We start from the raw sequence: 21,510 nt of genomic DNA, 5'->3' as shown, positions 1-21,510 counted from the left end.
GATGCGTCTGATCTGCGGCACCATTTCCGGTCTGGCGATATTGCTGGCCGTCCCTGTCGGTATTGCGGTTCTGGCGGTGGTCGTGGTGCTGGTCATCTTCGCGACGGCGCAGACCGACACGAGCGGAGAGATCACACTGACAGGTCTAGATGGACCCGTCTCGGTGATCCGCGATGCTCATGCGGTGCCGCACATCTTTGCCGATACCCCGCTTGATGCTTATCGGGCCCTCGGGTTCGTCCACGCCCAGGACCGGTTCTTCCAGATGGAGTTCATGCGCCGCACAGCGGCCGGCCGCCTTGCCGAGGTCATCGGGACACCTGGTCTGCGTACCGACAGGTTCATGCGGACCCTCGGCATTTACCGCCTCGCGGAAGCCTCCGTCGAACAACTCTCGCCCGAAGCAACGGCCGTGATCGAAGCCTATGCCGAGGGGGTGAACGGCTGGATGAACGCCCCGGGGACCAAACGCCCGCCCGAGATGATCGTCCTCGGGTTGCCGTTCGAGTCGTGGCGTGCGGCCGACAGCGCGGCATGGGTACGGCTGATGTCGCTGCTCTTGTCCGGTGACTTCCGCACCGAACTGCTCCGCGCGGACCTGCACCATGTGCTGTCTCCTGACCAGATCAACGACCTGTGGCCGGACCAGCCGGACGACGCACCGACCACACTGTCTCGGGCGGCGGAGCCTTTGAACGGTTACGCCTCTGTGGCCGGTGCGATCCCCAACTTGTTTCCGGCCGCCAGCGCGTCGAACGAATGGGTCGTGTCCGGCAATCGCTCGGCGTCCGGCAAGCCGTTGCTCGCGAATGATCCCCATCTTGGCTTTGGCGCACCGGGCATGTGGCATCTCGCCCGGATCGTGACACCGGACTTCACCGCATCCGGCGGCGCGCTGCCGGGTCAACCCTTCTTCATGATCGGGCGCAATAACGATCTGTCCTGGGGACTGACCACCACCCACGCGGATACGCAAGACCTGTTCATCGAGCGCATCGACCCCCAGGACCCCGGTCGCTACCTGACGCCCGATGGGAGCCGGCCGTTCATTCTGCGCGGGGAGACCATCCGCGTGCGCGGACGTGGCACGCCCGAACGGCTCGTGGTTCGCACGACGCGCCATGGTCCTGTCCTGTCAGACATTTCAGACGATGCCGCGCGGGCCGCCGCCCCCGGGACCGTGATCGCGCTCGCCTTCGCTGCGCTGGGCGAAGATGACCGGACGGCCGAAGCGGTTCATGGCATCAACACAGCGAAAACGGTTGACGCGTTTCGCGCCGCGCTGCGTGATTTCCACGCACCCATGCAGAATGTGGTCTACGCCCATCGCGACGGCAGCTTCGGGGTCGTCGCCGCGGGCCGCCTGCCGATACGTCCCGGCGGGCCTGGCATGCGGCCGTTCCCCGGCTGGACCGGCGCGCATGACTGGGCCGGCTTCGTGCCCTTCGATGCGCTTCCACAGCGCCAGAACCCGCCCGACGGCGTGATCATCAATGCCAACAACCGGGTCGCACCCCGCAGCTACCCTCACACGATCAGCAACGACTGGCCGGACGGGTTCCGGGCCCGGCGGATCGAAAGCCTGATCGCCGAGCGCGAACACCATTCCTTGGAAAGTTTTGCGGCGATCCAGAATGATGTGCTCTCCCTCGGCGCGCGCGACCTCACCACCGCGATGCTGAACGCGCTGCCGACCGGCATCCGCAGCCAGGACATACCCGTGATGATGGCGGCCTGGGACGGGTCGATGGACGCGGACCGGGCGGAGCCCCTGATCTACGCCACCTGGTCGCATGCGCTCCGCCACCATCTGATGGACGACGAACTCGGTCCGTTCGCCGGACGTTATCGCGGTGTGCGGCCGCGTGTGATGGCGCGCATGCTCACGGAAAACTTAACCTGGTGTGACAACAGGCGAACGAACGCGACGGAGACCTGCGGACAGATCGTCGGCGCGGCCCTCGACGACGCCCTGGCTCAACTCCGCAAAAACCATGGCAAGAATACCGCAGCTTGGCGCTGGGGAGACGCGCATGAGGCAATTTTCCCGCATCCGTTGCTGCGTTTCGCGGGACCGCTGGCACGTCTCATCTCGCCCGCAATTGAAACCGGCGGTGGCGATCATACGATCAACCGGGGCACCTACCGGGATGTGAGAAACGCACGTTATCCCCACATACACGGCCCGGGCCTGCGCGCCATGTTCGACATGGCCGCACCCGACAGCGGACGTTTCATGATCGCGCCCGGTCAGTCCGGCCAGGTCACCTCGCCACATTACGGAGACCTCGCCGACGAATGGCGCGACGGCAACTACATCGTGTTAAATGGCACGCCGGATGAAATCCGGCGCACCGCCACATCCGAGCTTACATTGACGCCATGACCGTAACTATCGCCGACATCAACACTGCGGCTACGACAATCCGCGGGGATATCATCCGCACGCCGACAGTCCATGCGCCCGGCCTTTCACGCGAGGCCGGTTGCGACATCCACCTCAAGCTTGAGAGCCTGCAACTCACCGGATCGTTCAAGGCGCGTGGCGCGCGCTACCGGCTGGGCGCAATTGATCCGGCCACCGTGAACGGCGTTATCGCCTGCTCGGCCGGCAATCACGCCCAAGGCGTGGCGTATTTCGCGGCGCAAATGGGCATCTTCGCGACCATCGTCATGCCGCGCGAGACGCCCTTCGCCAAGATCTCCCGCACCGAACGCTATGGTGCACATGTTATTCTGCAGGGTGACAGCTTCACCGCGGCGCTCGCCTATACGCGGGATCTCGCGGCCACAGAAAACCTGACCTTCGTGCCGCCCTATGACGACGAACTGATCATCGCGGGCCAGGGCACCGCCGCGCTCGAGATGGCCGACGACGCACCCGATCTCGACGTGGTCCTGATTCCGGTCGGCGGCGGCGGGTTGATCGCCGGCTGCGCCATCGCGCTCAAGGCGCGCATGCCGGACGTCGAGATTATCGGCGTCGAGGCCGCGCTCTACGCATCCATGAAGGCCGCGCTCGCCGGCGAGGAAATCGAAGGCACCGGCGCCACTCTCGCCGAAGGCATCGCGGTCAAAACCCCGGGCGCACTGACCCTGCCCATCGTCGAAAAACTGGTCGATGATATCGTGACGGTCGGCGAACCCGAGATCGAGGCCGCGGTCGAACTGATGGCGGATACCGGCGGAGTCATTGTCGAGGGGGCGGGTGCCGTTCCGCTCGCGGCCGTCATGGATGACCGGCCCCGGTTTGAGGGCCGCCGGGTCGGCCTGATGGTCAGCGGCGGCAATATCGACATGCGCCTGTATGCCGCCGTCCTGCTTCGCGGGCTCGTGCGCGGTGGCCAGATGGTGCGGCTGCGGGTTCAGATTTCCGACGCGCCCGGGAATCTTGCACAGGTGAGCCAGTTGATCGGCGATGTCGGCGGCAACATCGTCGAAATTACACACCAACGCATGTTTTTCGACGTGCCGGTAAAAGAGACCTATATCGACATCGTGATCGAGACAAGAAATGCGGCGCACGCCAAGGAAATCGTTGAAAAGCTCGAGGCCGCGGGTCTTCAGACTCACCTGTTGAGCGATGTCGCGGGCGCGCGCAACCCGTAAAGCGGCGCCTAAACCGCTTCTTAACCTATCTTCGCCAATCTAGGCCTCGCGGATTTCCCCGCTTCCAATGGGCGTGTGATGCGATGCTTGTAATTGTCGGATGGGTAATGGTTCTCGGTTGCGTGCTCGGCGGCTATGTCGCGATGGGCGGCAAGCTGGGCGTACTTTATCAACCTTTCGAACTGGTGATCATTGGCGGTGCCGGCGTGGGTGCCTACATCACCTCGAACCCCAAGCATGTTCTGAAAAAAACCGGCAAGGGTTTCAAGACCGCGCTCAAGGGCCCGGCGAACTCAAAGGAAGATTATCTCGAACTCCTTTCGATGATGTACGCCACCTTCAAACTGGCGAAAGCCAAGGGCAACCTCGCACTCGAACAACACATCGAAAACCCCCACGACAGCGAACTGTTTTCGAACTTCCCCAATTTCAGCGGCGACCACCATGCCGTTGAGTTCTTCTGCGACTATCTGCGCCTGGTGACGCTGGGAACGGAAAACCCGCACGAACTCGAGGCCTTGATGGATGAGGAACTCGACGTCCATCATATGGAAGACGAACAGACCGCCACCGCCATGCAGCTTCTCAGCGACGGCTTCCCCGCGCTGGGCATCGTCGCGGCCGTGCTGGGTATCATCAAGACAATGGGCTCGATCACCGAGCCGCCCGAAATTCTCGGCAAGCTGATCGGCGGCGCCCTCGTCGGCACCTTCCTCGGTATTCTCCTCGCCTATGGTTTCGTCGGCCCGCTGGCCAGTGCCATCAAGATGGTCCAGGAGGCCAACAGCAAGTACCTGACCTGCCTGAAGGCCGGTATCCTCGCCCATGTCGCGGGCAACGCCCCGGCAGTTTCGGTCGAATTCGCACGCAAGACCCTGCTCAGCAGCGTCCGTCCGACATTCGCCGAACTCGAGGAAGCGACCGAGAACACGCCCGCCTAGTCCGGCGCCGGCAGGACGAGCGCGGACATGGCTGACGCAGGCAACCCCAACCAGCAACCCATCATCATCAAGAAGGTGAAGGGACATGGGCACGGCCATCATGGTGGTGCATGGAAAGTTGCGTATGCCGACTTCGTGACCGCGATGATGGCGTTCTTCCTGCTGCTCTGGCTCCTGAACGCGACGACCGAAGAACAGCGATCGGGGATCGCCGACTATTTCTCACCCGAATCCATCGCCTCACCCGGCAGCGGCTCGGGAAGTATCCTGGGTGGCACGACGATCGCGATTGACGGGAACAAGGTTTCTGCCGGCGGCCCGACCGAAGGCGCGAGCGTGCCCCTCCCGCCGCTGCCGTCAGGCGACGGTGAGGGCGGCGTCGAAGGCGACCTCGATACGGCCGGCGACGGTGGAGAAACCGAATTTCCGGAGAACGGATCGACCCAGTTCGCCGAGAACGGCGAAACCGACAAGCCGGACGACGGAACGATCGACGAAAGTGCCATCCAGCAAGCGATGGCCAAACGTGAACAGGCCCAGTTCGAAGCCGCGGCCGATGCATTACGTCAGGCCATTGAAAGCGTTCCCGAACTTGCCCAGCTGGAAGACAGCCTGTTGATCGAGCAAACCCCCGAGGGCCTGCGTATCCAACTCGTCGATCAGGCCGGCTATTCCATGTTCGCGCTTGGCAGTTCGCAGCCAAACGCAGAGACACGCAAACTCGTTCAACTCGTCTCGCGGGTCGTCAATCAGCTGTCGAACAAGATCTCGATCAGCGGCCACACGGACTCGCGCGGCTATCGTTCCGCCGAGGGATACACGAACTGGGAGCTCAGCTCCGACCGCGCGAACGCCGCGCGCCGGTTGCTGATCGAGTCCGGTCTCGGTTCCGAACGCATCGCGCTCGTTCAGGGCCGCGCCGACACCGATCCGCTCTTGCCGAGCGAGCCGGAGAGCGAACAGAATCGGCGCATCAGCATCGTGCTTCTGCGCGAGAATGAGGTGCCCCTCGAACTCGACGAGAAAACACTCGGCATCGACAGTTTGCCGGCGGCACCTTCGCCTGCCGCGCCTGGCACCAATGATTTCGGCGCCAACGACAGTAACGGTCCCGCCGTCATCGAACCGGCCCGGAAGACGGAAATCGACAACCACCAGAATTCAGGCTAGGCCCGACACCCACCAGAGGCCTGGCTTTGCGCGACACGTTCGACATCGTTAGAATTCAGAACGATTCGCGATCATCCGCCCGGACCAGTGCATGACCAGCCAAGCACCGAAACCCCCGCTTGTATTCTATCGGACGGGTCCGATGCCCTGTCCGTATCTGGATGGCCGCGTCGAACGGAACCTGTTTACCGAATTGCGCGGCGCGCAGGCCCAGGATCTGCACGATCAGCTCGCACTTGCCGGCTTTCGACGTTCGCACCACATCGTCTATCGACCCGCTTGCCCGGGTTGCAACGGTTGCGTCCCGATCCGGGTTCCCGTTGAAGCGTTTGTGCCTAGCCGTTCCCAGCAACGGGTTTGGAACAGGAATTCGGACCTTGTCGTCACGACCGGCGCCGCACGCGCCACCGACGAACATTACGATCTCTTCTTTCGCTACCAGCGCGACCGGCACAGCGGCGGTGAGATGGCCGCGATGTCATTCTCCGACTTTCGCGCCATGGTCGAGGATTCCGTCGTGGAAACCGAGTTGATGTCGATCCGGGACGCTTCCGGCGCGCTCCTGGGAGCGTGTCTCACCGACGTCCTCTCGACCGGCCTTTCAGCGGTATACAGCTATTTCGAGCCGTCCGAGGACCGTCGGAGCCTCGGCACGTTCAGCATTCTGCAGCTTGTCCGCGAAGCGGCCGCCCGAAAACGTCTCTATGTGTATCTGGGTTACTGGATCGAGGGCTGCGCCAAGATGACGTACAAGAGCCGATTTCAGCCAATCGAACATCTGAGCCCGAAAGGCTGGAGCGACGCGCAGCTTCCGAGCAGCGAACCACCGCGCTGAGCCGACCGTCATACTTTTGTATGGCGTGTGCGCCGTTGCGCGCCCCAACCCACTGACATAAAGTCGTTTCTGCAGATTGTGATCGATCCGCGGTCGCAAGATGCTGCACAGCACCCGCCCAAACAATAAGTGCGAAAATCAGGCTGGGGCGAAAAACACGAACACGCACCTCAGGGAGCAATCCATGGAACGACGTAAATTTATCAAAGCCGCCGGTGTCGCCGGCGTCACCGGCGCAGCAGCAGCTGCTTCGGCCTTTCCGAAACCAGCCATCGCACAGGACCGGATCGAGTTCGCAATGGTCTCGACCTGGCCACGCGATTTCCCGGGCCTTGGCACCGGCGCACAGCGCCTCGCCGAGCGTATCGCGACCATGAGTGAAGGCCGCATTCAGATGCAGTACTTCTCCGCCGGTGAGCGCGTCGGCGCGTTCGATAGCTTCGACGAAGTCGCTTCGGGCAATGCGCAGGGCTATCACGCCGCCGACTATTACTGGAAAGGCAAGCATCCGGGCTGGGCGTTCTTCACCGCCGTCCCGTTCGGCCTGACCTACACCGAGATGAATGGCTGGATCCGCTTTGGCGGTGGCCAGGAACTCTGGGATGAGCTCGCGGGCGAGTTCGGCCTCAAAGGCTTGATGGCGGGTAACACCGGCGTCCAGATGGGCGGCTGGTTCCGCAAGGAAATCAACTCCGCCGACGACCTCAAGGGTCTGAAGATGCGTATCCCGGGCCTCGGCGGCGACGTCATGGCCAAGCTGGGTGCCTCGCCGGTCTCTCTCCCGGGTGGTCAGATTTACGAAAACCTGGTTTCGGGCGCGATCGACGCCACCGAGTGGGTGGGCCCGTGGAACGATGGCTTCATGAAGTTCTACGAAGCTGCCAAGTTCTACTACTATCCGGGCATGCACGAGCCGGGCTCGATGCTCGCCCTCGGGCTGAACGCCTCATTCTGGGGCAAGCTGTCCAAGTCGGATCAGGCCATCATCGAGGCGGCTGCGGCCTCCGAGAATGACTGGATGATGTCAGAGTACAACGCCAAGTCAGGTGCGGCGCTGAAGGACCTGATCGCGAATCAGGGCGTCCAGCTTCGTCAGTTCTCGGACGATACCTATGACAGCTTCGGCGAAGCCGCCGAAGAGGTCTTCGATGAAGTGCAGGCCCATAGCGATCTGTCCAAGCGTATCTACGAAAGCTTCCTGCAGGCTCGCTCTGACATCGGCGCCTGGACCAATATTTCGGACCAGGCCTATGTTCAGCAGCGTAACCGCGTTCTCGGCCTGTAGGCGCGAAGACCGCACGAAACATGGGGCGGGGCCTTCGGGCTCCGCCCTCCATGTTTCGTTTGTCTTTTAAGCCCGCCACCCGCCGTCCCGGCGGGCAACCGGGCATTTCAGGACAGCGAGACCGGCGAAATCCATGACGGATACAACGGCAGCCTCCCCCCCCGCAGATACGGGCTTAGCGCCGGTCGCTTTGCGTTCGTTCGCCTTGTCGGTGGTGGGACTCGCCTTCCTGTACGTCCTCAACAACTACCTCACCTTCTGGCAGGACTGGCCCGGCGTCTCGAACCTGTTCGCCCATATGGGCTGGTTCGGTTTCGACACACTGCGCAATCCGCTGTCCGGCGGCGCGGCAACACTCGCCTGGATTCAGCTGGCGAGTTATCTGGTGATCGTCCTTGCCGTAATCGGCTTTGTGGTCTCGACACCGCAACGCCTCCTGCACGAGGAAGCCGCCCGGCTTGGTGCGATCGCCGCCTACATCGTGCGCGCCGCATTCTGGGCCGTGCTCATCGTCGGCATCGGCGACGCCGTCATTTCCTTCTTGCGCGTCGAGGGCTTTCTCAGCGCTTTCGTCGGGGCCGACCTGGAAAAGCAACTGGGCATTTCCCGCGTCCGGGGCACCTATGTGCACATGCCGTTGATTGGCATCGCCTGCATCATCGCCTATTTTGTTCGCACCCTCGGCTTCACCTGGCTGGCGCTGCTGGTCGTGGTCGCCGAACTCCAGATCGTTATTGCCCGCTTCGTATTTTCCTATGAACAGGCGTTCATGGGCGATCTCGTACGCTTCTGGTATGCGGGCCTGTTCCTGTTTGCCAGTGCCTATGCGCTGGTCGAAGAAGGCCATGTGCGGGTGGATGTTCTCTATGCAGGTTTCGGGCCGCGCGGCAAGGCATGGACGAATGTACTCGGTTGCCTGTTTCTCGGTGCCCCGCTTTGCTGGGTGATCATCTCGCTGGGCATGTGGTCCAAGGCGGCGGTTATCAACAGCCCGATCCTCGCTTTCGAGGTTACGCAGGCCGGGTTCGGCATGTTCGTCAAATACCTCATGGCGGGATTCCTGGCGGTGTTCGCATTGTCCATGCTGGTCCAGTTCATGAACTACTTCCTCGCCAACGCCGCCGAGTTGCGCGAAGAGCCCGGTCGCCCGAAACGGCCTGCCGGCCTCAACGACGCCTAACCCGCGGGATCAGCACTGATGGAACTCTTCTTCGTAGCTTTGCTGGTCCTGATCATGGCGGGTGCCCTGGGCATGGGCTTCCCCGTCGCGTTCGCCCTGCCGGGGGCGGCGATCCTGACGATCGGCCTCGCCGCCCTCACCGGCGTGATATTCGCCGGGGATACGGGCGCCTACTTCGCCCAGGATGGCCCCATCCAGTGGCTTACCGCGGGGGTGACCAACTTCAGAGGGGTCTATTGGGAAGTCGAACGCGACACGCTGATCGCGGTGCCGCTCTTCGTGTTCATGGGCATCATGCTGCAGCGCTCGAAGATCGCCGAAGATCTTCTGGTCACGATGGCGCAGCTGTTCGGCCCCGTGCCCGGCGGTCTCGGCATCTCGGTGGTCTTTGTCGGCGCGCTGCTCGCCGCTACCACGGGCATCGTCGGCGCGACGGTCGTCGCCATGGGTCTCATTTCCCTGCCCGCGATGCTGCGCAATAATTACTCAAAGCCACTCGCGACGGGTACGATCGCCGCGTCGGGCACGCTCGGCCAGATCATCCCGCCATCGATCGTCCTTATCATCCTGGCCGACCAGCTCTCGAACGCAACCGATCAGGCCAGTACCGCGCGCAAGCTGGAGTACAAGTTCGGCACCGGCGAGATCACGATGCCGAGCGAGTTCGACATCACCTCGACCAGCGCCGGCGACATGTTCCTCGGCGCCCTGCTGCCGGGGATGGTTCTCGTCGGTCTCTACGCCCTGTATATCCTGGTGTTCGCCTTCCTGAAGAAAGGCTCGGCACCGCCCGTCCCCTATGAGGGCCGTTACGACATCCGCTTCGCCGGCCGGGTCCTGCTGGCGCTGGTGCCGCCGCTGACCCTGATCCTCGCGGTCCTCGGCTCGATCATCATGGGTATCGCCACCGTCAATCAGGCCGGTGCCATCGGCGCCGTCGGCGCCATGATCATGGCCGGCTACCGGCTCAAGGACGGCCAACGCGGCGCCTTCTACCCCGCCATCCTGGCGATTGTCTCCATCGCCGCGGTCCTCATTCTGGGCAACCAGTTCGATCTGAACGTGAAATCCATCGACGACGGCACGGACGCGCTCGGGGTGACCCTCGCCGCAATCGCCGTGGTGGCGCTACTTGTCGCCGTCATCTGGAGCGCCTGGCGCACCCTCAAGATCGACGACACCCTGCGCGGGGTGATGGTGGAGACGGCAAAGACAACGTCCATGGTCTTCATCATCCTGCTCGGCGCGGCAATGCTGACGGCCGCCTTCCGTGCCTTCGGCGGCGAAGAGCTGGTCAGAGAGTTCCTGGGCGGTCTGCCGGGCGGCTTCTGGACGCAGTTCGTCGTGGTTATGGCCGTGATCTTCGTTCTCGGCTTCTTCCTCGACTTCATCGAGATCGCGGTCGTGGTGGTTCCGATCATCGCACCGATCCTGCTGGCCGATCCGTCGGCCAACATCTCGGCCGTCTGGCTGGGCGTGATGATCGGCGTCAACATGCAGACGTCGTTCCTGACGCCTCCCTTTGGCTTCGCCCTGTTCTATCTGCGCGGCGTCGCCCCGCCGGAAGTCAAAACCACCGACATGTACAAGGGTGTGACGGTCTTCATCGGCTTGCAGCTGGTCGGCCTCGCCATCGTCGGCTTCTTCCCGGGCCTGGTAAACTTCCTGCCCAACAAGTCGTTCCTCTCGGCCGATACGGCACCGCCGCCACAAAACCCCCGTCTGCAGGCCTGTATCGAAGAACATCTGTTCAGTTTCTATGACGCGAACGGTAACCAGATTCAGGCTGCCATCAACAACGCCCACCAATTGAACCTGTCGGTTCTGCCCGAATCTCATGCCAATGCGCTGCGCGCCAGCCTGGACAAGGCTGACAACGTATTCGCGCGGGTTGACGATGTGCGCACCGCGGCGGCCAGCGTGGTCGCATTCATCCCGGACTACGAGCCGTTCCATCGTCAGGTCCGCCGTCTCGAATCCGATGCTCGAAAAGTCGACGGGGAAATCGACGAAATTCGCAACGAGATATTCCAGCTCAAGCGTGACGAAGACACGGAGGGCGCTCTCGATGCCGAGCACGAAATCGAGGAATTACTCGCCCATCAAGCGGAACTCCGATCGCGGATTCCCGTCGAATGGAAGGACATCCGCAAGCAGTTCGTCGATCTGACAGGTGCCGAGCGCAAGGCCCGTCTCGCCTACCGTCGCACGGTCGACGAGGCTTATGGGCCGGTCCACGACATTCGTGAGATTCTGGCCGACACTGAAGCCCTGGCCGCCATCGGCGACCAGCTTACTGCGCTGCAGGGGGTGGTCGCAACGGCCAGCCCGGAAGAAGCTTCTGCGGCCATCCGCGCATTCTCCAGCAACAGCCTGTCCGGTCTCGCCCAGGTCAACGACATACGCAGCCCGCTGTCCAAAGCTCGCCGCGCACTCTCACCGCGCCGCCTGAACCGTGATACGGCGAACGCGGAGGTCGCGAAAGCGATCGCGGCCCATGCCGCCGAGGTGGAATGGCGCACGCGTGCGGACGCGGTCCTGTCGGGCGAACTGGCGACCTACAACGCGGCGATCCGGACATCCATCGGGCTTCGACTGCAGGACCGGCTGCCGGACGAGATTACCGGCAACATCGCAAGCTGCCTAGCCGTGCACAGGGATATCTCCCTGAACTTCTAGGACGCAACCCGCCGATCAAAGCGAAACGGCCGCCGCCTCGTCATGAGGCTGGCGGCCGTTTGATTCAGAGGCTGTCGAACGGCCTAGACACCGCGTTTGCGGATCGCAAACTTCCAGACCAGAGGCAGAACCGCCGCCGCAAGCGCGATCTTCACGAACGCGCCGATGATGAACGGGCTGAATCCGTTTGCGAGTGCCGCCTGAAAATTATTCAGGAAGACTGCAAGCCAGGTCACGCCCAGTGCAAAGATAACGATTGTCCCCACGAACATCGCCACGAAGGTCAGCGGAACACTGCGATCCCAGCCTTTTTCGCCCAGCCATCCAACCAGCATCGCGGCGACGAGGAATCCGACCAGATAGCCGGTCGTCGGACCGGCGAAATAGGCGAGACCGCCGCCGCTGGCGAAAACCGGCAACCCCACGGCACCTTCGGCGAGATACAGAAGCAGGGTTACGCCGGCGAGACGAAAGCCAAACGACATTCCGATCACCAGCACCGCAAATGTCTGCATCGTCATCGGGACCGGCCACATCGGGACCTGGGTCTTGGCCGACAGCGCCATCAGGATGCTGCCTGCGACCGCCAGAAGCGCCATGCGGAGCAAACCACCCGATTGCCGCGGCCAAATCGTATCGATCAACGTGGGCGCTGTACCTGCTGATACCTGCATGAATTCTCTCCAGTTCGCGTGTAGTCACTTTTCTGACTGTTATCAGCTTCCCGGACCGCTGCCAATAATCCCGGGCACCGGCGACCCCTATGAAAAACGCGGCGCCGTCGGGAAACCGCGCGGCACCTTGCGTCCCGCCTGGGCACGCTTGCCGATCCAATCCTTGAGTTCATCCTTCGGGAATGTCCGATGCCGGTCACCCGTCCGCGTGGTGAGGCCATCCGACATCACGAACGTCGCAACATCCGCCAGGCTGTCGCCCGTTCCGTAGCTCTGCAATTTCACCCCGCGGCCACGCGACATCTCGGGGAGTTCCGACAACGGGAAGACGACCATCTTCCGTTTCTTGCCGAGCACCGCGATATGGTCGCCATCAGCCCGCGCACAGGCCACCGCCTCCACATCACCCTTCACGTTGAGAACCTGCTTGCCGCTCCTGGTCTGGGCGACAACCTCGTCCTCGGGCACGACGAACCCGCGCCCGTCGCTCGACGCGACGACCATTTTATCGCCGGGTTTGTGCACCTTGAGGGTCACGATTTCCGCATCATTGCCGAGATCGAACATCAGGCGCAGCGGCTCGCCATGCCCGCGCCCGCCCGGCAGCTTGTCCACCGCCACGGTGTAGAAGCGCCCGTTCGTTGCGAACACCAGTAACTTGTCGGTTGTCTCGGCCGGGATGACGAACTTGCCGCGATCACCTTCCTTGAACTTGAGCTCCTTGGGGTCGATCCCCTGTCCCTTGATTGTGCGTACCCAGCCCTTTTCGGAGCACACGATGGTCACCGGCTCGCGTTCGATCATCGCCTCGACCGGCACGGCAACGGGTTCGGGCGCATCGGCGATTTCGGTGCGCCGGCGGCCCAGGTCCGTCTTGGGGCCGAAGGCCTTCTTGAGGTCGGCGATCTCGTCTGCGAGACGCTTTGTCCGCTTGGCCTTGTCGCGAAGCAGGGCCTTCAGGGTTTTCTGCTCGCCTTCGAGCCCCTCGATCTCTTCGCGGATGGCGATTTCCTCGAGCCGCCGCAACGAGCGCAGGCGCATGTTCAGGATCGCATCGACCTGGGCATCGTTCAATTCCCAGCGCTTCTTCATGACCGCGCGCGGATCGTCCTCCTCGCGGATCACCGCGATCACCTCGTCGAGGTTGAGGAAGACGACCATGTAGCCTTTCAAAACGTCCAGACGGTCCGCAATCTTCTCCAAACGGTATTTCGTCCGGCGCACCAGAACGTCGTGGCGATGGTCCAGATAGGCCTGGAGCACTTCGCGCAGATCCATCACCCGCGGTACGGTCTCGGCATCCAGCACGTTCATGTTCAACCCGATACGGGACTCCATGTCCGTGTTGCGGAACAGGCTCTCCATGAGCATTTCTGCCGTAACGTTGCGGCTCTTGGGCTCCAGAACCAGACGGATATCGTCGGCCGATTCTTCGCGGATATCACCAAGCAGCGGGAGCTTGCGCGCATGCATCAACTCCGCGATGCGTTCGACCAGCCGCGATTTCTGAACCTGATAGGGAATTTCGGTGACGACGACCTGATACTGGCCGCGCCCCAGAGATTCTTCCTCCCAGCGCGCGCGAATGCGGAAACTGCCCCGACCACTGGCGTAGGCTTCGATCACGGTCTCGCGATCCTCGACGAGCACACCGCCGGTCGGGAAATCCGGCCCCGGCATCAGCGACACCAGCTTGGCGATCGTCGCATTCGGGGTTTTCAGCAGATGCGCCAACGCGTTGCAGATTTCACCCACATTATGAGGCGGAATGCTGGTCGCCATGCCCACCGCGATGCCCGTCGCGCCATTGGCGAGCAAATTCGGAAAATTCGACGGCAGGACGACCGGCTCATCGCCTTCGCCGTCATAGGTATCGCGAAAATCGACCGCGTCCTCGTCGATTCCGTCGAGCAAGGCCTGCGCGACCGCGGTCATCCGCGCTTCGGTGTAGCGCATCGCCGCGGCGTTATCGCCATCGATATTGCCGAAGTTCCCCTGCCCGTCCACCAGCGGATAGCGAACCGCAAATTCCTGGGCCAGCCGCACCATCGCATCGTAGATCGCCTGGTCGCCATGGGGGTGATACTTGCCCATCACGTCGCCGACGACGCGCGCGCATTTCTTGTAACCCTGATCGGGGTCGAGACGCAGTTGACGCATCGCATGCAGCAAGCGCCGGTGCACCGGCTTCAGCCCGTCGCGCACATCCGGCAGGGACCGCGCCATGATCGTCGAGAGCGCATAGCTCAGATAGCGCTCGCTCAGCGCGTCCTTGAACGCCTCCTGACGAATTTCACCGCCGATTACCGTCATTCTCAAAGCTCCGTTACACAACATGCCCTTTTAGGGTGTGCGCATGAGTCACCTCAAGAATCCGGCGCATCTTTCTCGCCATCCTCTTCGGCCAAGCCCGAACGCCGGCTGACCAGGGATTCGAGGCGCGTACGCGCGGGCGGCAAAGGCCTGTCCAGCGGATCAAACGCATGCCGGGCCAGGAAGTGGCCTGTCAGGCGCAAGCCCGCGGTAAAATCGGCCGCCGTCGCGCCCCGACCCCGCCCGTCCGGCTGAAGGAACAACGGCAACGTCAGCATACGGTCGGCGTAGGGCGCGCCGGCCTCGCGTGATACGGCCCTGCCCGTCCGGGGGCTGACATACACAAGATCGGCGGTCACGCCCGTGGCCGCGCAGGCTTGCAGGTCGAGTCCGAACCCGAGTTCACCCAGCAAGCCCATTTCCCACTGGATATATACGGCGGGCCAAATTTCCTCATCGCCATCGGTGAGCGCGTCGAACAATGCTGCCGTCGCGTCGAAAAGACCCGGGTGGGGCTCACGCTCGGGTATCACCGTCTCCGTCACCGCGCAGGCCGCCGACAGGGCTGCGAGCCGTGCCGGATCATCCATGATCTGGGCGGCCGTGTGCCGGGACGGCTCGATCGTGAACCGGCCCAGATGTTCGGTCAGGCGCGCGCGCCAGACGGCATCCACTAGGTTGCCCGGCTCGACCGTCGCGCGCTTGCTCCGCGACGCCCCGCCATGCACCAGACCGGCGTGTCGCCCGTGCTCGCGTGTCAGAATCTGAACGACCGCCGCCCCTTCGCCATGGGGCCGGGCGGCCAGCACAAACCCCTCGTCACGCCAGTCCATGGTGCCGCAGATTCGGGTGATTAAGCATCATAGCGCAGGCCCCAATCGCGGAAATGGCTCGGATCCTCGGCCCATTTCTCGCGCACCCGCACCCGCACGAACAAATGCACCGGCCGTTCGAGGATCTCCGCCAGTTCCGCCTGGGCGTCGGCCCGGATGCGCTTGATCATCTGCCCCCCCTTGCCGAGGACAATACCCTTCTGCGACTCCCGCGAGACGGTCAGATTCTGTTCGATGCGCACGCTGCCGTTGTCGAACTCTTCCCAACTCTCGGTTTCGACCGAGAGGGAATAGGGAATTTCCTGGTGCAGCACGAAATACGCCTTCTCGCGGGTCACCTCGGCCGCAAACAGGCGCTGCGGCAGGTCGGATATCTCGTCCTCGGGGAACAGCCAGGGTCCCGGCATCATCAGGCCAAGGAAATGCGTCTCCAGATCGTCCACGCCGTTGCCGTTCAGGGCCGATATCATGAACGTCGAATCGAACCGCGCCATGCCGTTCAGGGTCTCGGAGAGGGTCAGCAGGACCTCGCGCTTGAGCCCATCCACTTTGTTGAGAACCAGCACCGTGGGGCTCGAATGCATCTCGAGACCCTCGATAATCCGTTCCACGTCGCGATCGATTCCCCGTTTGGCGTCCACCAGCACCGCAATCACATCCGCGTCGGACGCCCCGCCCCACGCTGCGTCCACCATCGCGCGATCGAGACGGCGCTTCGGGGCGAAGATACCCGGCGTATCGGTATAGATAATCTGGGTCCGGTCCTTGATGGCGATGCCACGCACACGCATCCGCGTGGTCTGCACCTTCGGGCTGACAATCGTTACCTTGGCGCCGACCAGCCGGTTGACCAATGTCGACTTGCCGGCATTCGGCGCGCCGAGGACGGACACAAATCCGCAACGGGTCCCGCCTTCACCCGATGAGACATTCGGCGCGTCAGTCATCATGATCAATTCCGAGCATCCGGAGCATTATAGCCGCGCCTTCGCGTTCGGCCGCGCGTTTACTCGGCCCCGTCGCCTGAACCGGCTTGACCCCCTCGATTCTGACCTCGACCTTGAACAACGGCGCGTGATCCGGACCGTCGCGGCCCACATCATGATAGCTAGGCAAACCTCGCCCGCCCGCCTGGGCCCATTCCTGCAAGGCCGTCTTGGGGTCGCGTGGTGGCCGCGACACGGTCTCCATCATCGGCGCCCAAATACCGCGGATAAACGTCTCCGCGACGGCAAGTCCGCCGTCCCGGTACAGCGCCGCGATCAACGCCTCGACCACATCGGCGACGATGGCTTCGTTCGTCACGCCCGGACCCGCCAGAATATAGGGCGCGAGGCCGAGCTCTGCGCCGACCTGCGCCAGAGATCCGGCATTTACCAATGCGGCGAACCGTCGGCCGATCTCACCTTCCTTCTCATCGGGGAACCGGTCGAGCAGCATCCGAGCAACCACCAGCCCGAGTACCCGGTCTCCGAGAAACTCGAGGCGCTCATAGGAATGGACTGAATCGCGGCTGGCGTGGGTCAGCGCGCGCTCAAGGAGGGTGCGGTTTGTGAAAACATGGCCGAGCGCACGCTCGAGTGCACCAAGATCGGACGCGTCGGCCATCAGTCCACGGAATCGAAAATGCGATTGAAGCGCGTCGCCTGGATCCAGCGCCACGGCTCCAGCCAGCCCGCGGTACCGTCGGTCGAGAAGAATAGTATTTCCGCCCGCCCGATTAGATTTTCCGCCGGAACGAAACCCCAACCCCGGCTGTCGTTGCTGTCGTCGCGATTGTCGCCCATGGCAAAATAGTTGCCGGCTGGCACCACGAATTCGCGGCTGTTGTCCGCCGGCCCTCGATCGCCAAAGCCCTCGCGGATTATATATGTACGGCCGTTCGGCAAGGTCTCCTCATATTGCGGGACCCGGCGCACCTGGCCGCCGCCGTCGCGCGAGATATGGTCGTCAATACGCCGCCGAGGCACCACATTGCCGTTGATGCTCAACCGGCCGCCGGCCATCTGAATGTGATCGCCGGGCATGCCGACAATCCGCTTGATGAAGTCCTCCCGGTTGGTCGGCGGGTGGCGGAACACTGCCACGTCACCGCGATCCGGCGTGCCGCCAAAAACCCGCCCATTGAAAAATCCGAGCCCAAACGGAAGCGAATAGCGGCTATAGCCGTAGGAGAATTTGGACACGAACAGATAGTCGCCGATCAACAAGGTCGGGATCATGGACCCCGATGGAATGTTGAAGGGCTGAAACAGAAACGTGCGCACCACCCCCGCGATCAGCAACGCGTAGATGATCGTCCGCACCGTTTCCATGGTGCCGCCGGTTTTCTTGCTGCGGTCTTTCGCCATGTCTGCCTGTTTCGATTAGTGATCCGATTGCGCTGAAGTCCGATGACCACCGGGTGCGCGCAGTGACGCGCGTTCTAGCTGTCTCACCGGGATTTCGCCAGTCACGAATTCCGGCACCCGGGTGAGGCCCGCCGGATCAATCGCCCGGATCGGGGATTGCCGAGATGATGACGATGGCCTGTGCGATCGGCGGTTCGTCCGTGAGAGACAGTTCAATCAGCGGTTTCATGCCCGGCGGCGTGATCTCCGCCAGGCGTGCCGCGGCCCCGTTGGTCAGCGCCATGGTCGGCTTGCCAGAAGGCAAATTTACAACCCCCATGTCGCGCCAGAACACGCCTTTTCGAAAGCCGGTGCCCAGCGCCTTCGAGCAGGCTTCCTTCGCCGCATATCGTTTGGCATAGCTATCCGCCCGGTTCGCACGGCGGTCCGATTTCACCCGCTCGATTTCGGTGAAACAGCGCTGCACGAACTTGTCGCCGAACCGCGCCAGGGTGCGCTCGATCCGGGTGATGTCGATCAGGTCGCTGCCGAGACCAATGATCATCGGGTACATGGGCAGTACGGGGGCGGAGGGCGGATTCTGGGCGTCGTCTTCGCTCATGCGCTCGCCTCACCCTTCGCGTCCGAACGGGCCGCGTCCATCAGGGAACGCATGCGCCTGATCGAACTGTCGAGCCCGCCGAAAATTGCCTCGCCGATGATGAAATGACCGATGTTCAACTCGACGATCTGCCCGATCGCGGCAATCGGCGCCACCGTGTCGAATGTGATCCCGTGGCCGGCATGGATCTGCAATCCGAGTTCCGATCCGTAGGCGGCCGCATCCATGATCCGCGCCAGCTGCTCAGCGGCTACGTCTTCATGGCCATCGATTATGGCATCGCAATAGGCGCCGACGTGAATTTCAACAGCGGGCGCCCCGATCGAATGAGAGGCATCCATCTGGCGTCGGTCCGGCTCGATGAACATCGAAACAATTGCCTTGTTCCCCGTCAGCCGGTCGACGAAATGTTTCAGATGGTTGTGCCCCGAGGCGACATCGAGCCCGCCTTCGGTCGTGCGCTCCTCGCGACGCTCCGGCACGATACACACGGCGTGCGGCACATGGCGCAACGCGATCTCGAGCATCTCATCCGTGGCCGCCATTTCCAGGGTCAGCGGTATATCGATCGTCTCCATGAGCCGGGCCAGGTCGTCGTCGGAAATATGCCGACGGTCTTCGCGCAGATGCGCGACGATGCTGTCCGCACCCGCGGCCGCGGCCGCTCGGGCCGCGCGCACCGGATCAGGATGCCCGCCGCCTCGTGCGTTTCGAATGGTCGCAACATGATCGACGTTGACGCCGAGCCGTAAATCAGAAGCCATTGGAGTATCTCGTTATTCCCGGGTTCGCCGGTAGAATTGTCGCGCAAGGCCCCAAAGGTCAACCCGGCGACGGTCCCTCTGGGGGCCGGCGGCTAGCTGCGTGCACGCTCGACAGTGCTGACGGGCCTTCGCCCGCGCAGGCTGGTGACAATATTGTTGAGATGTTTCGCGTCCTCGACCTCGATATCGACCACCATATCGAAGAAATCTGCAGTCCTGTTCGTGAACTTCAGGTTCGAGATATTTCCCCGGGCCGCCGCGATGGTCTCCGCCATCTCCGCAAGGCTCCCGGGTTCGTTCATCAGGGTGATGTTCAGGCGGCTGACCTGTGCCCTCATACCGTCCTGCTCCCGGTCCCAGTCGACATCGATCCAGCGCTCTGGACTGTCGGCGAAGGCTTCGAGGGTCATGCAGTCTATCGTGTGAACGGTGGTTCCCTTACCCGTGGTCATAATCCCGACGATGCGGTCGCCGGGCAGCGGGTAGCAGCATTTGGCCATGTGGACCGCGACCCCCGGCGTCAGGCCGCTGATGGGGACGGCGTGTTCGCCTTCCGCCGGTTGCGGGCGCCGCCGCCGGAGTGAGAATATCGATCCGCCTGGCTTCTTGCCGCCGACCTCTTCGGCCCGGTCTGGAAAGATCGACCGGACCACATCGCTGCCGGTGTAGACACCCTGCCCGACCATCGCGAACAGATCGTCGCTTGAGTCTGCGTGGAACTCGCGTAAGGCCGTGTCGAGGTTGATATCGGAAAGCGTTTCCCCGAAACGGCCAAATGCCTTTTCGACGATGCTTCGACCCAGATCGACATACTGGCGCATCTGGTCCTCGCGCAAGACCCGTCGGATGCGCGCCCGCGCCTTGCCGGTGATCACGAGTTTTTCCCAATCCGGCGACGGGGTCTGATTCTTGGAAGTCAGTATCTCGACCTGATCGCCATTCTGCAGGACCGTGCGCAGCGGCAGGTTCCGGCCATTGATCTTGGCCCCCACCGCCCGGTCGCCGATTTCCGTATGAACGGCATAGGCGAAATCAATCGGCGTCGCGCCGCGCGGCAGCGAATACACGTCTCCCTTGGGCGAGAAGCAGAACACCTGGTCCGAGAACATCTCCAGCCGGGTGTGGGCCAGAAAATCCTCGGGCGCAGACGCGTTGTCGAGAATTTCCAGCAACTCCTGCAGCCACCGGTATTGCTCGCTCTCCGCCTTCGTGGCACTCGTCGCCGGACCCGAGCCGACATTCTTGTAGATCCAGTGTGCCGCGACGCCGCGTTCGGCGACATCGTGCATGTCGCGGGTGCGAATCTGGATTTCGATCCGCTGATCGGCCAAGCCCAGAACGCTCGTGTGAATGGAGCGGTATCCGTTCGGTTTCGGGGTCGAGATGTAGTCCTTGAACCGGCCGGGCACGACGCGATACCGGCTGTGGACGATCCCCAGCGCCTGATAGCATTGGGGTACGCTCGACACGATGACTCGAAAGGCGATGATGTCGGACAATTGCTCCAGCGATGATTGCTGACGCTGCATCTTCCGCCAGATCGAGTAGGGCGATTTTTCGCGCCCCGCGATATCCGCCTCGATTCCGGCCTCTGCGAGCACTTCGCCCAACTCCCGCACGACCTTCTCGACAACGTCCTCACCCTCGGCGCGCAGGAATCCCAGCCGCCGGGAAATGGAATCACGCGCCTCGCCGTTGATCTCGCGAAAAGCGCGATCCTCGAGTTCGTCCTTGATGTCGTGCATGCCGATGCGTTCGGCCAGCGGCGCATAGATATCCATCGTCTCGCGCGCGATCCGCAGGCGCCGATCGTCGCTGACCATATGTTCGAGGGTGCGCATATTGTGCAGCCGGTCCGCGAGTTTCACGAGCAGCACACGGATATCCCGGCTCATCGCCAGCAGCAGCTTGCGGAAATTCTCCGCCTGCTTGGCGCGGTCGGACTGCAATTCGAGCCGCGTCAGCTTGGTCACCCCATCGACGAGTTGCGCGACCTCCTCGCCGAACAGCTCGGCGATCTGCGCGCTGGTCGCATCGGTGTCCTCAATCGTGTCGTGCAGCAGCGCGGTGATAATCGACGCCGTATCAAGATGATAGTTGGTCAGAATGGCGGCGACTTCGAGCGGGTGGCTGAAATAGGGATCGCCGGACTCTCGTGTCTGGGAGCCATGTGCCTTCATTGAAAAGACATAGGCACGATTGAGCGCTTCCTCGTCCGCACTCGGATCGTAGGCGCGCACGCGCTCAACCAGTTCCACCTGCCGCATCATGGCTA

17 protein-coding genes are annotated in these 21,510 nt (G+C 62.7%); 8 read left to right on the top strand and 9 right to left on the bottom strand.

The annotated features are described in order from the left end of the window. Nucleotide 1: 1 nt before the first annotated feature. The 8 genes from ABJ363_00890 to ABJ363_00855 all read left to right on the top strand — a co-directional run bounded on the left by ABJ363_00890 (nt 2) and on the right by ABJ363_00855 (nt 11,699). Complete coding sequence (locus tag ABJ363_00890; GenBank protein MEP4377528.1) at nt 2-2,386, top strand: penicillin acylase family protein; 2,385 nt, start codon at nt 2-4, stop codon at nt 2,384-2,386. Next, complete coding sequence (locus ABJ363_00885; GenBank protein MEP4377527.1) at nt 2,383-3,609, top strand: threonine ammonia-lyase; 1,227 nt, start codon at nt 2,383-2,385, stop codon at nt 3,607-3,609. Before ABJ363_00890 ends, ABJ363_00885 begins: the two co-directional genes overlap by 4 nt. 83 nt (nt 3,610-3,692) lie before the next feature. Next, entirely contained in the window at nt 3,693-4,550 is an 858-nt protein-coding gene (motA, locus tag ABJ363_00880) for a flagellar motor stator protein MotA (protein MEP4377526.1), read from the top strand. A 27-nt stretch (nt 4,551-4,577) separates the two neighbouring features. Continuing rightward, on the top strand, nt 4,578-5,720 hold the full coding sequence (locus tag ABJ363_00875) for a flagellar motor protein MotB (GenBank protein ID MEP4377525.1): 1,143 nt from the start codon (nt 4,578-4,580) through the stop codon (nt 5,718-5,720). 91 nt (nt 5,721-5,811) lie between these two features. Continuing rightward, on the top strand, nt 5,812-6,555 hold the full coding sequence (locus ABJ363_00870) for an arginyltransferase (protein ID MEP4377524.1): 744 nt from the start codon (nt 5,812-5,814) through the stop codon (nt 6,553-6,555). A 184-nt stretch (nt 6,556-6,739) separates the two neighbouring features. After that, a complete protein-coding gene (locus ABJ363_00865; protein MEP4377523.1) occupies nt 6,740-7,840 on the top strand; it encodes a TRAP transporter substrate-binding protein in 1,101 nt (366 codons plus the stop codon). 133 nt (nt 7,841-7,973) lie between these two features. After that, the gene (locus ABJ363_00860; protein MEP4377522.1) at nt 7,974-9,020 is read left to right on the top strand and encodes a TRAP transporter small permease subunit; all 1,047 of its coding nucleotides are present in this window, start codon (nt 7,974-7,976) and stop codon (nt 9,018-9,020) included. Between the two features lie 18 nt (nt 9,021-9,038). Then, complete coding sequence (locus tag ABJ363_00855; GenBank protein ID MEP4377521.1) at nt 9,039-11,699, top strand: SLC13 family permease; 2,661 nt, start codon at nt 9,039-9,041, stop codon at nt 11,697-11,699. 83 nt (nt 11,700-11,782) lie between these two features. Here the strand turns inward: ABJ363_00855 and ABJ363_00850 are convergent, their stop codons facing one another. The 9 genes from ABJ363_00850 to ABJ363_00810 form a co-directional block, all read right to left on the bottom strand. After that, nucleotides 11,783-12,373, bottom strand: a complete 591-nt coding sequence (locus tag ABJ363_00850) for a biotin transporter BioY (GenBank protein ID MEP4377520.1) — start codon at nt 12,371-12,373, stop codon at nt 11,783-11,785. A gap of 87 nt (nt 12,374-12,460) precedes the next feature. Next, nucleotides 12,461-14,686 (bottom strand): DNA topoisomerase IV subunit A, encoded by a 2,226-nt coding sequence (gene parC / locus ABJ363_00845; GenBank protein MEP4377519.1) that lies wholly within the window; start codon nt 14,684-14,686, stop codon nt 12,461-12,463. 53 nt (nt 14,687-14,739) lie between these two features. Continuing rightward, on the bottom strand, nt 14,740-15,519 hold the full coding sequence (gene recO / locus ABJ363_00840; GenBank protein MEP4377518.1) for a DNA repair protein RecO: 780 nt from the start codon (nt 15,517-15,519) through the stop codon (nt 14,740-14,742). Between the two features lie 20 nt (nt 15,520-15,539). Further along, nucleotides 15,540-16,469: a GTPase Era gene (gene era, locus ABJ363_00835; protein ID MEP4377517.1), complete on the bottom strand. Its 930-nt coding sequence runs from the start codon at nt 16,467-16,469 to the stop codon at nt 15,540-15,542. Further along, nucleotides 16,459-17,127 (bottom strand): ribonuclease III, encoded by a 669-nt coding sequence (gene rnc / locus ABJ363_00830; protein ID MEP4377516.1) that lies wholly within the window; start codon nt 17,125-17,127, stop codon nt 16,459-16,461. The genes era and rnc overlap by 11 nt, the downstream gene beginning before the upstream one ends. Next, nucleotides 17,127-17,870, bottom strand: coding sequence for a signal peptidase I (gene lepB / locus ABJ363_00825; GenBank protein ID MEP4377515.1), 744 nt, complete (start codon nt 17,868-17,870; stop codon nt 17,127-17,129). Before lepB ends, rnc begins: the two co-directional genes overlap by 1 nt. A gap of 136 nt (nt 17,871-18,006) precedes the next feature. Next, nucleotides 18,007-18,414, bottom strand: coding sequence for a holo-ACP synthase (acpS, locus tag ABJ363_00820; GenBank protein ID MEP4377514.1), 408 nt, complete (start codon nt 18,412-18,414; stop codon nt 18,007-18,009). 53 nt (nt 18,415-18,467) lie between these two features. Beyond that, nucleotides 18,468-19,235, bottom strand: a complete 768-nt coding sequence (locus ABJ363_00815; protein ID MEP4377513.1) for a pyridoxine 5'-phosphate synthase — start codon at nt 19,233-19,235, stop codon at nt 18,468-18,470. A gap of 92 nt (nt 19,236-19,327) precedes the next feature. Beyond that, a complete protein-coding gene (locus ABJ363_00810) occupies nt 19,328-21,505 on the bottom strand; it encodes a bifunctional (p)ppGpp synthetase/guanosine-3',5'-bis(diphosphate) 3'-pyrophosphohydrolase (protein ID MEP4377512.1) in 2,178 nt (725 codons plus the stop codon). Nucleotides 21,506-21,510 lie beyond the last annotated feature (5 nt).

The sequence above is a fragment of the Alphaproteobacteria bacterium genome (assembly GCA_039980135.1).
Lineage (GTDB): Bacteria > Pseudomonadota > Alphaproteobacteria > UBA6615 > UBA6615 > UBA8079.
Note: the sequence above shows the minus strand (reverse complement) of the source record. Positions and strands in the feature narration are given on the sequence as shown.

Excerpts from the sequence above, each read along its gene's own strand:
- ABJ363_00890 (MEP4377528.1), top strand. The coding sequence starts at position 2 with ATGCGTCTGATCTGCGGCACCATTTCCGGTCTGGCGATATTGCTGGCC.
- ABJ363_00885 (MEP4377527.1), top strand. The coding sequence starts at position 2,383 with ATGACCGTAACTATCGCCGACATCAACACTGCGGCTACGACAATCCGC.
- motA (MEP4377526.1), top strand. The coding sequence starts at position 3,693 with ATGCTTGTAATTGTCGGATGGGTAATGGTTCTCGGTTGCGTGCTCGGC.
- ABJ363_00875 (MEP4377525.1), top strand. The coding sequence starts at position 4,578 with ATGGCTGACGCAGGCAACCCCAACCAGCAACCCATCATCATCAAGAAG.
- ABJ363_00870 (MEP4377524.1), top strand. The coding sequence starts at position 5,812 with ATGACCAGCCAAGCACCGAAACCCCCGCTTGTATTCTATCGGACGGGT.
- ABJ363_00865 (MEP4377523.1), top strand. The coding sequence starts at position 6,740 with ATGGAACGACGTAAATTTATCAAAGCCGCCGGTGTCGCCGGCGTCACC.
- ABJ363_00860 (MEP4377522.1), top strand. The coding sequence starts at position 7,974 with ATGACGGATACAACGGCAGCCTCCCCCCCCGCAGATACGGGCTTAGCG.
- ABJ363_00855 (MEP4377521.1), top strand. The coding sequence starts at position 9,039 with ATGGAACTCTTCTTCGTAGCTTTGCTGGTCCTGATCATGGCGGGTGCC.
- ABJ363_00850 (MEP4377520.1), bottom strand. The coding sequence starts at position 12,373 with ATGCAGGTATCAGCAGGTACAGCGCCCACGTTGATCGATACGATTTGG.
- parC (MEP4377519.1), bottom strand. The coding sequence starts at position 14,686 with ATGACGGTAATCGGCGGTGAAATTCGTCAGGAGGCGTTCAAGGACGCG.
- recO (MEP4377518.1), bottom strand. The coding sequence starts at position 15,519 with ATGGACTGGCGTGACGAGGGGTTTGTGCTGGCCGCCCGGCCCCATGGC.
- era (MEP4377517.1), bottom strand. The coding sequence starts at position 16,469 with ATGATGACTGACGCGCCGAATGTCTCATCGGGTGAAGGCGGGACCCGT.
- rnc (MEP4377516.1), bottom strand. The coding sequence starts at position 17,127 with ATGGCCGACGCGTCCGATCTTGGTGCACTCGAGCGTGCGCTCGGCCAT.
- lepB (MEP4377515.1), bottom strand. The coding sequence starts at position 17,870 with ATGGCGAAAGACCGCAGCAAGAAAACCGGCGGCACCATGGAAACGGTG.
- acpS (MEP4377514.1), bottom strand. The coding sequence starts at position 18,414 with ATGATCATTGGTCTCGGCAGCGACCTGATCGACATCACCCGGATCGAG.
- ABJ363_00815 (MEP4377513.1), bottom strand. The coding sequence starts at position 19,235 with ATGGCTTCTGATTTACGGCTCGGCGTCAACGTCGATCATGTTGCGACC.
- ABJ363_00810 (MEP4377512.1), bottom strand. The coding sequence starts at position 21,505 with ATGATGCGGCAGGTGGAACTGGTTGAGCGCGTGCGCGCCTACGATCCG.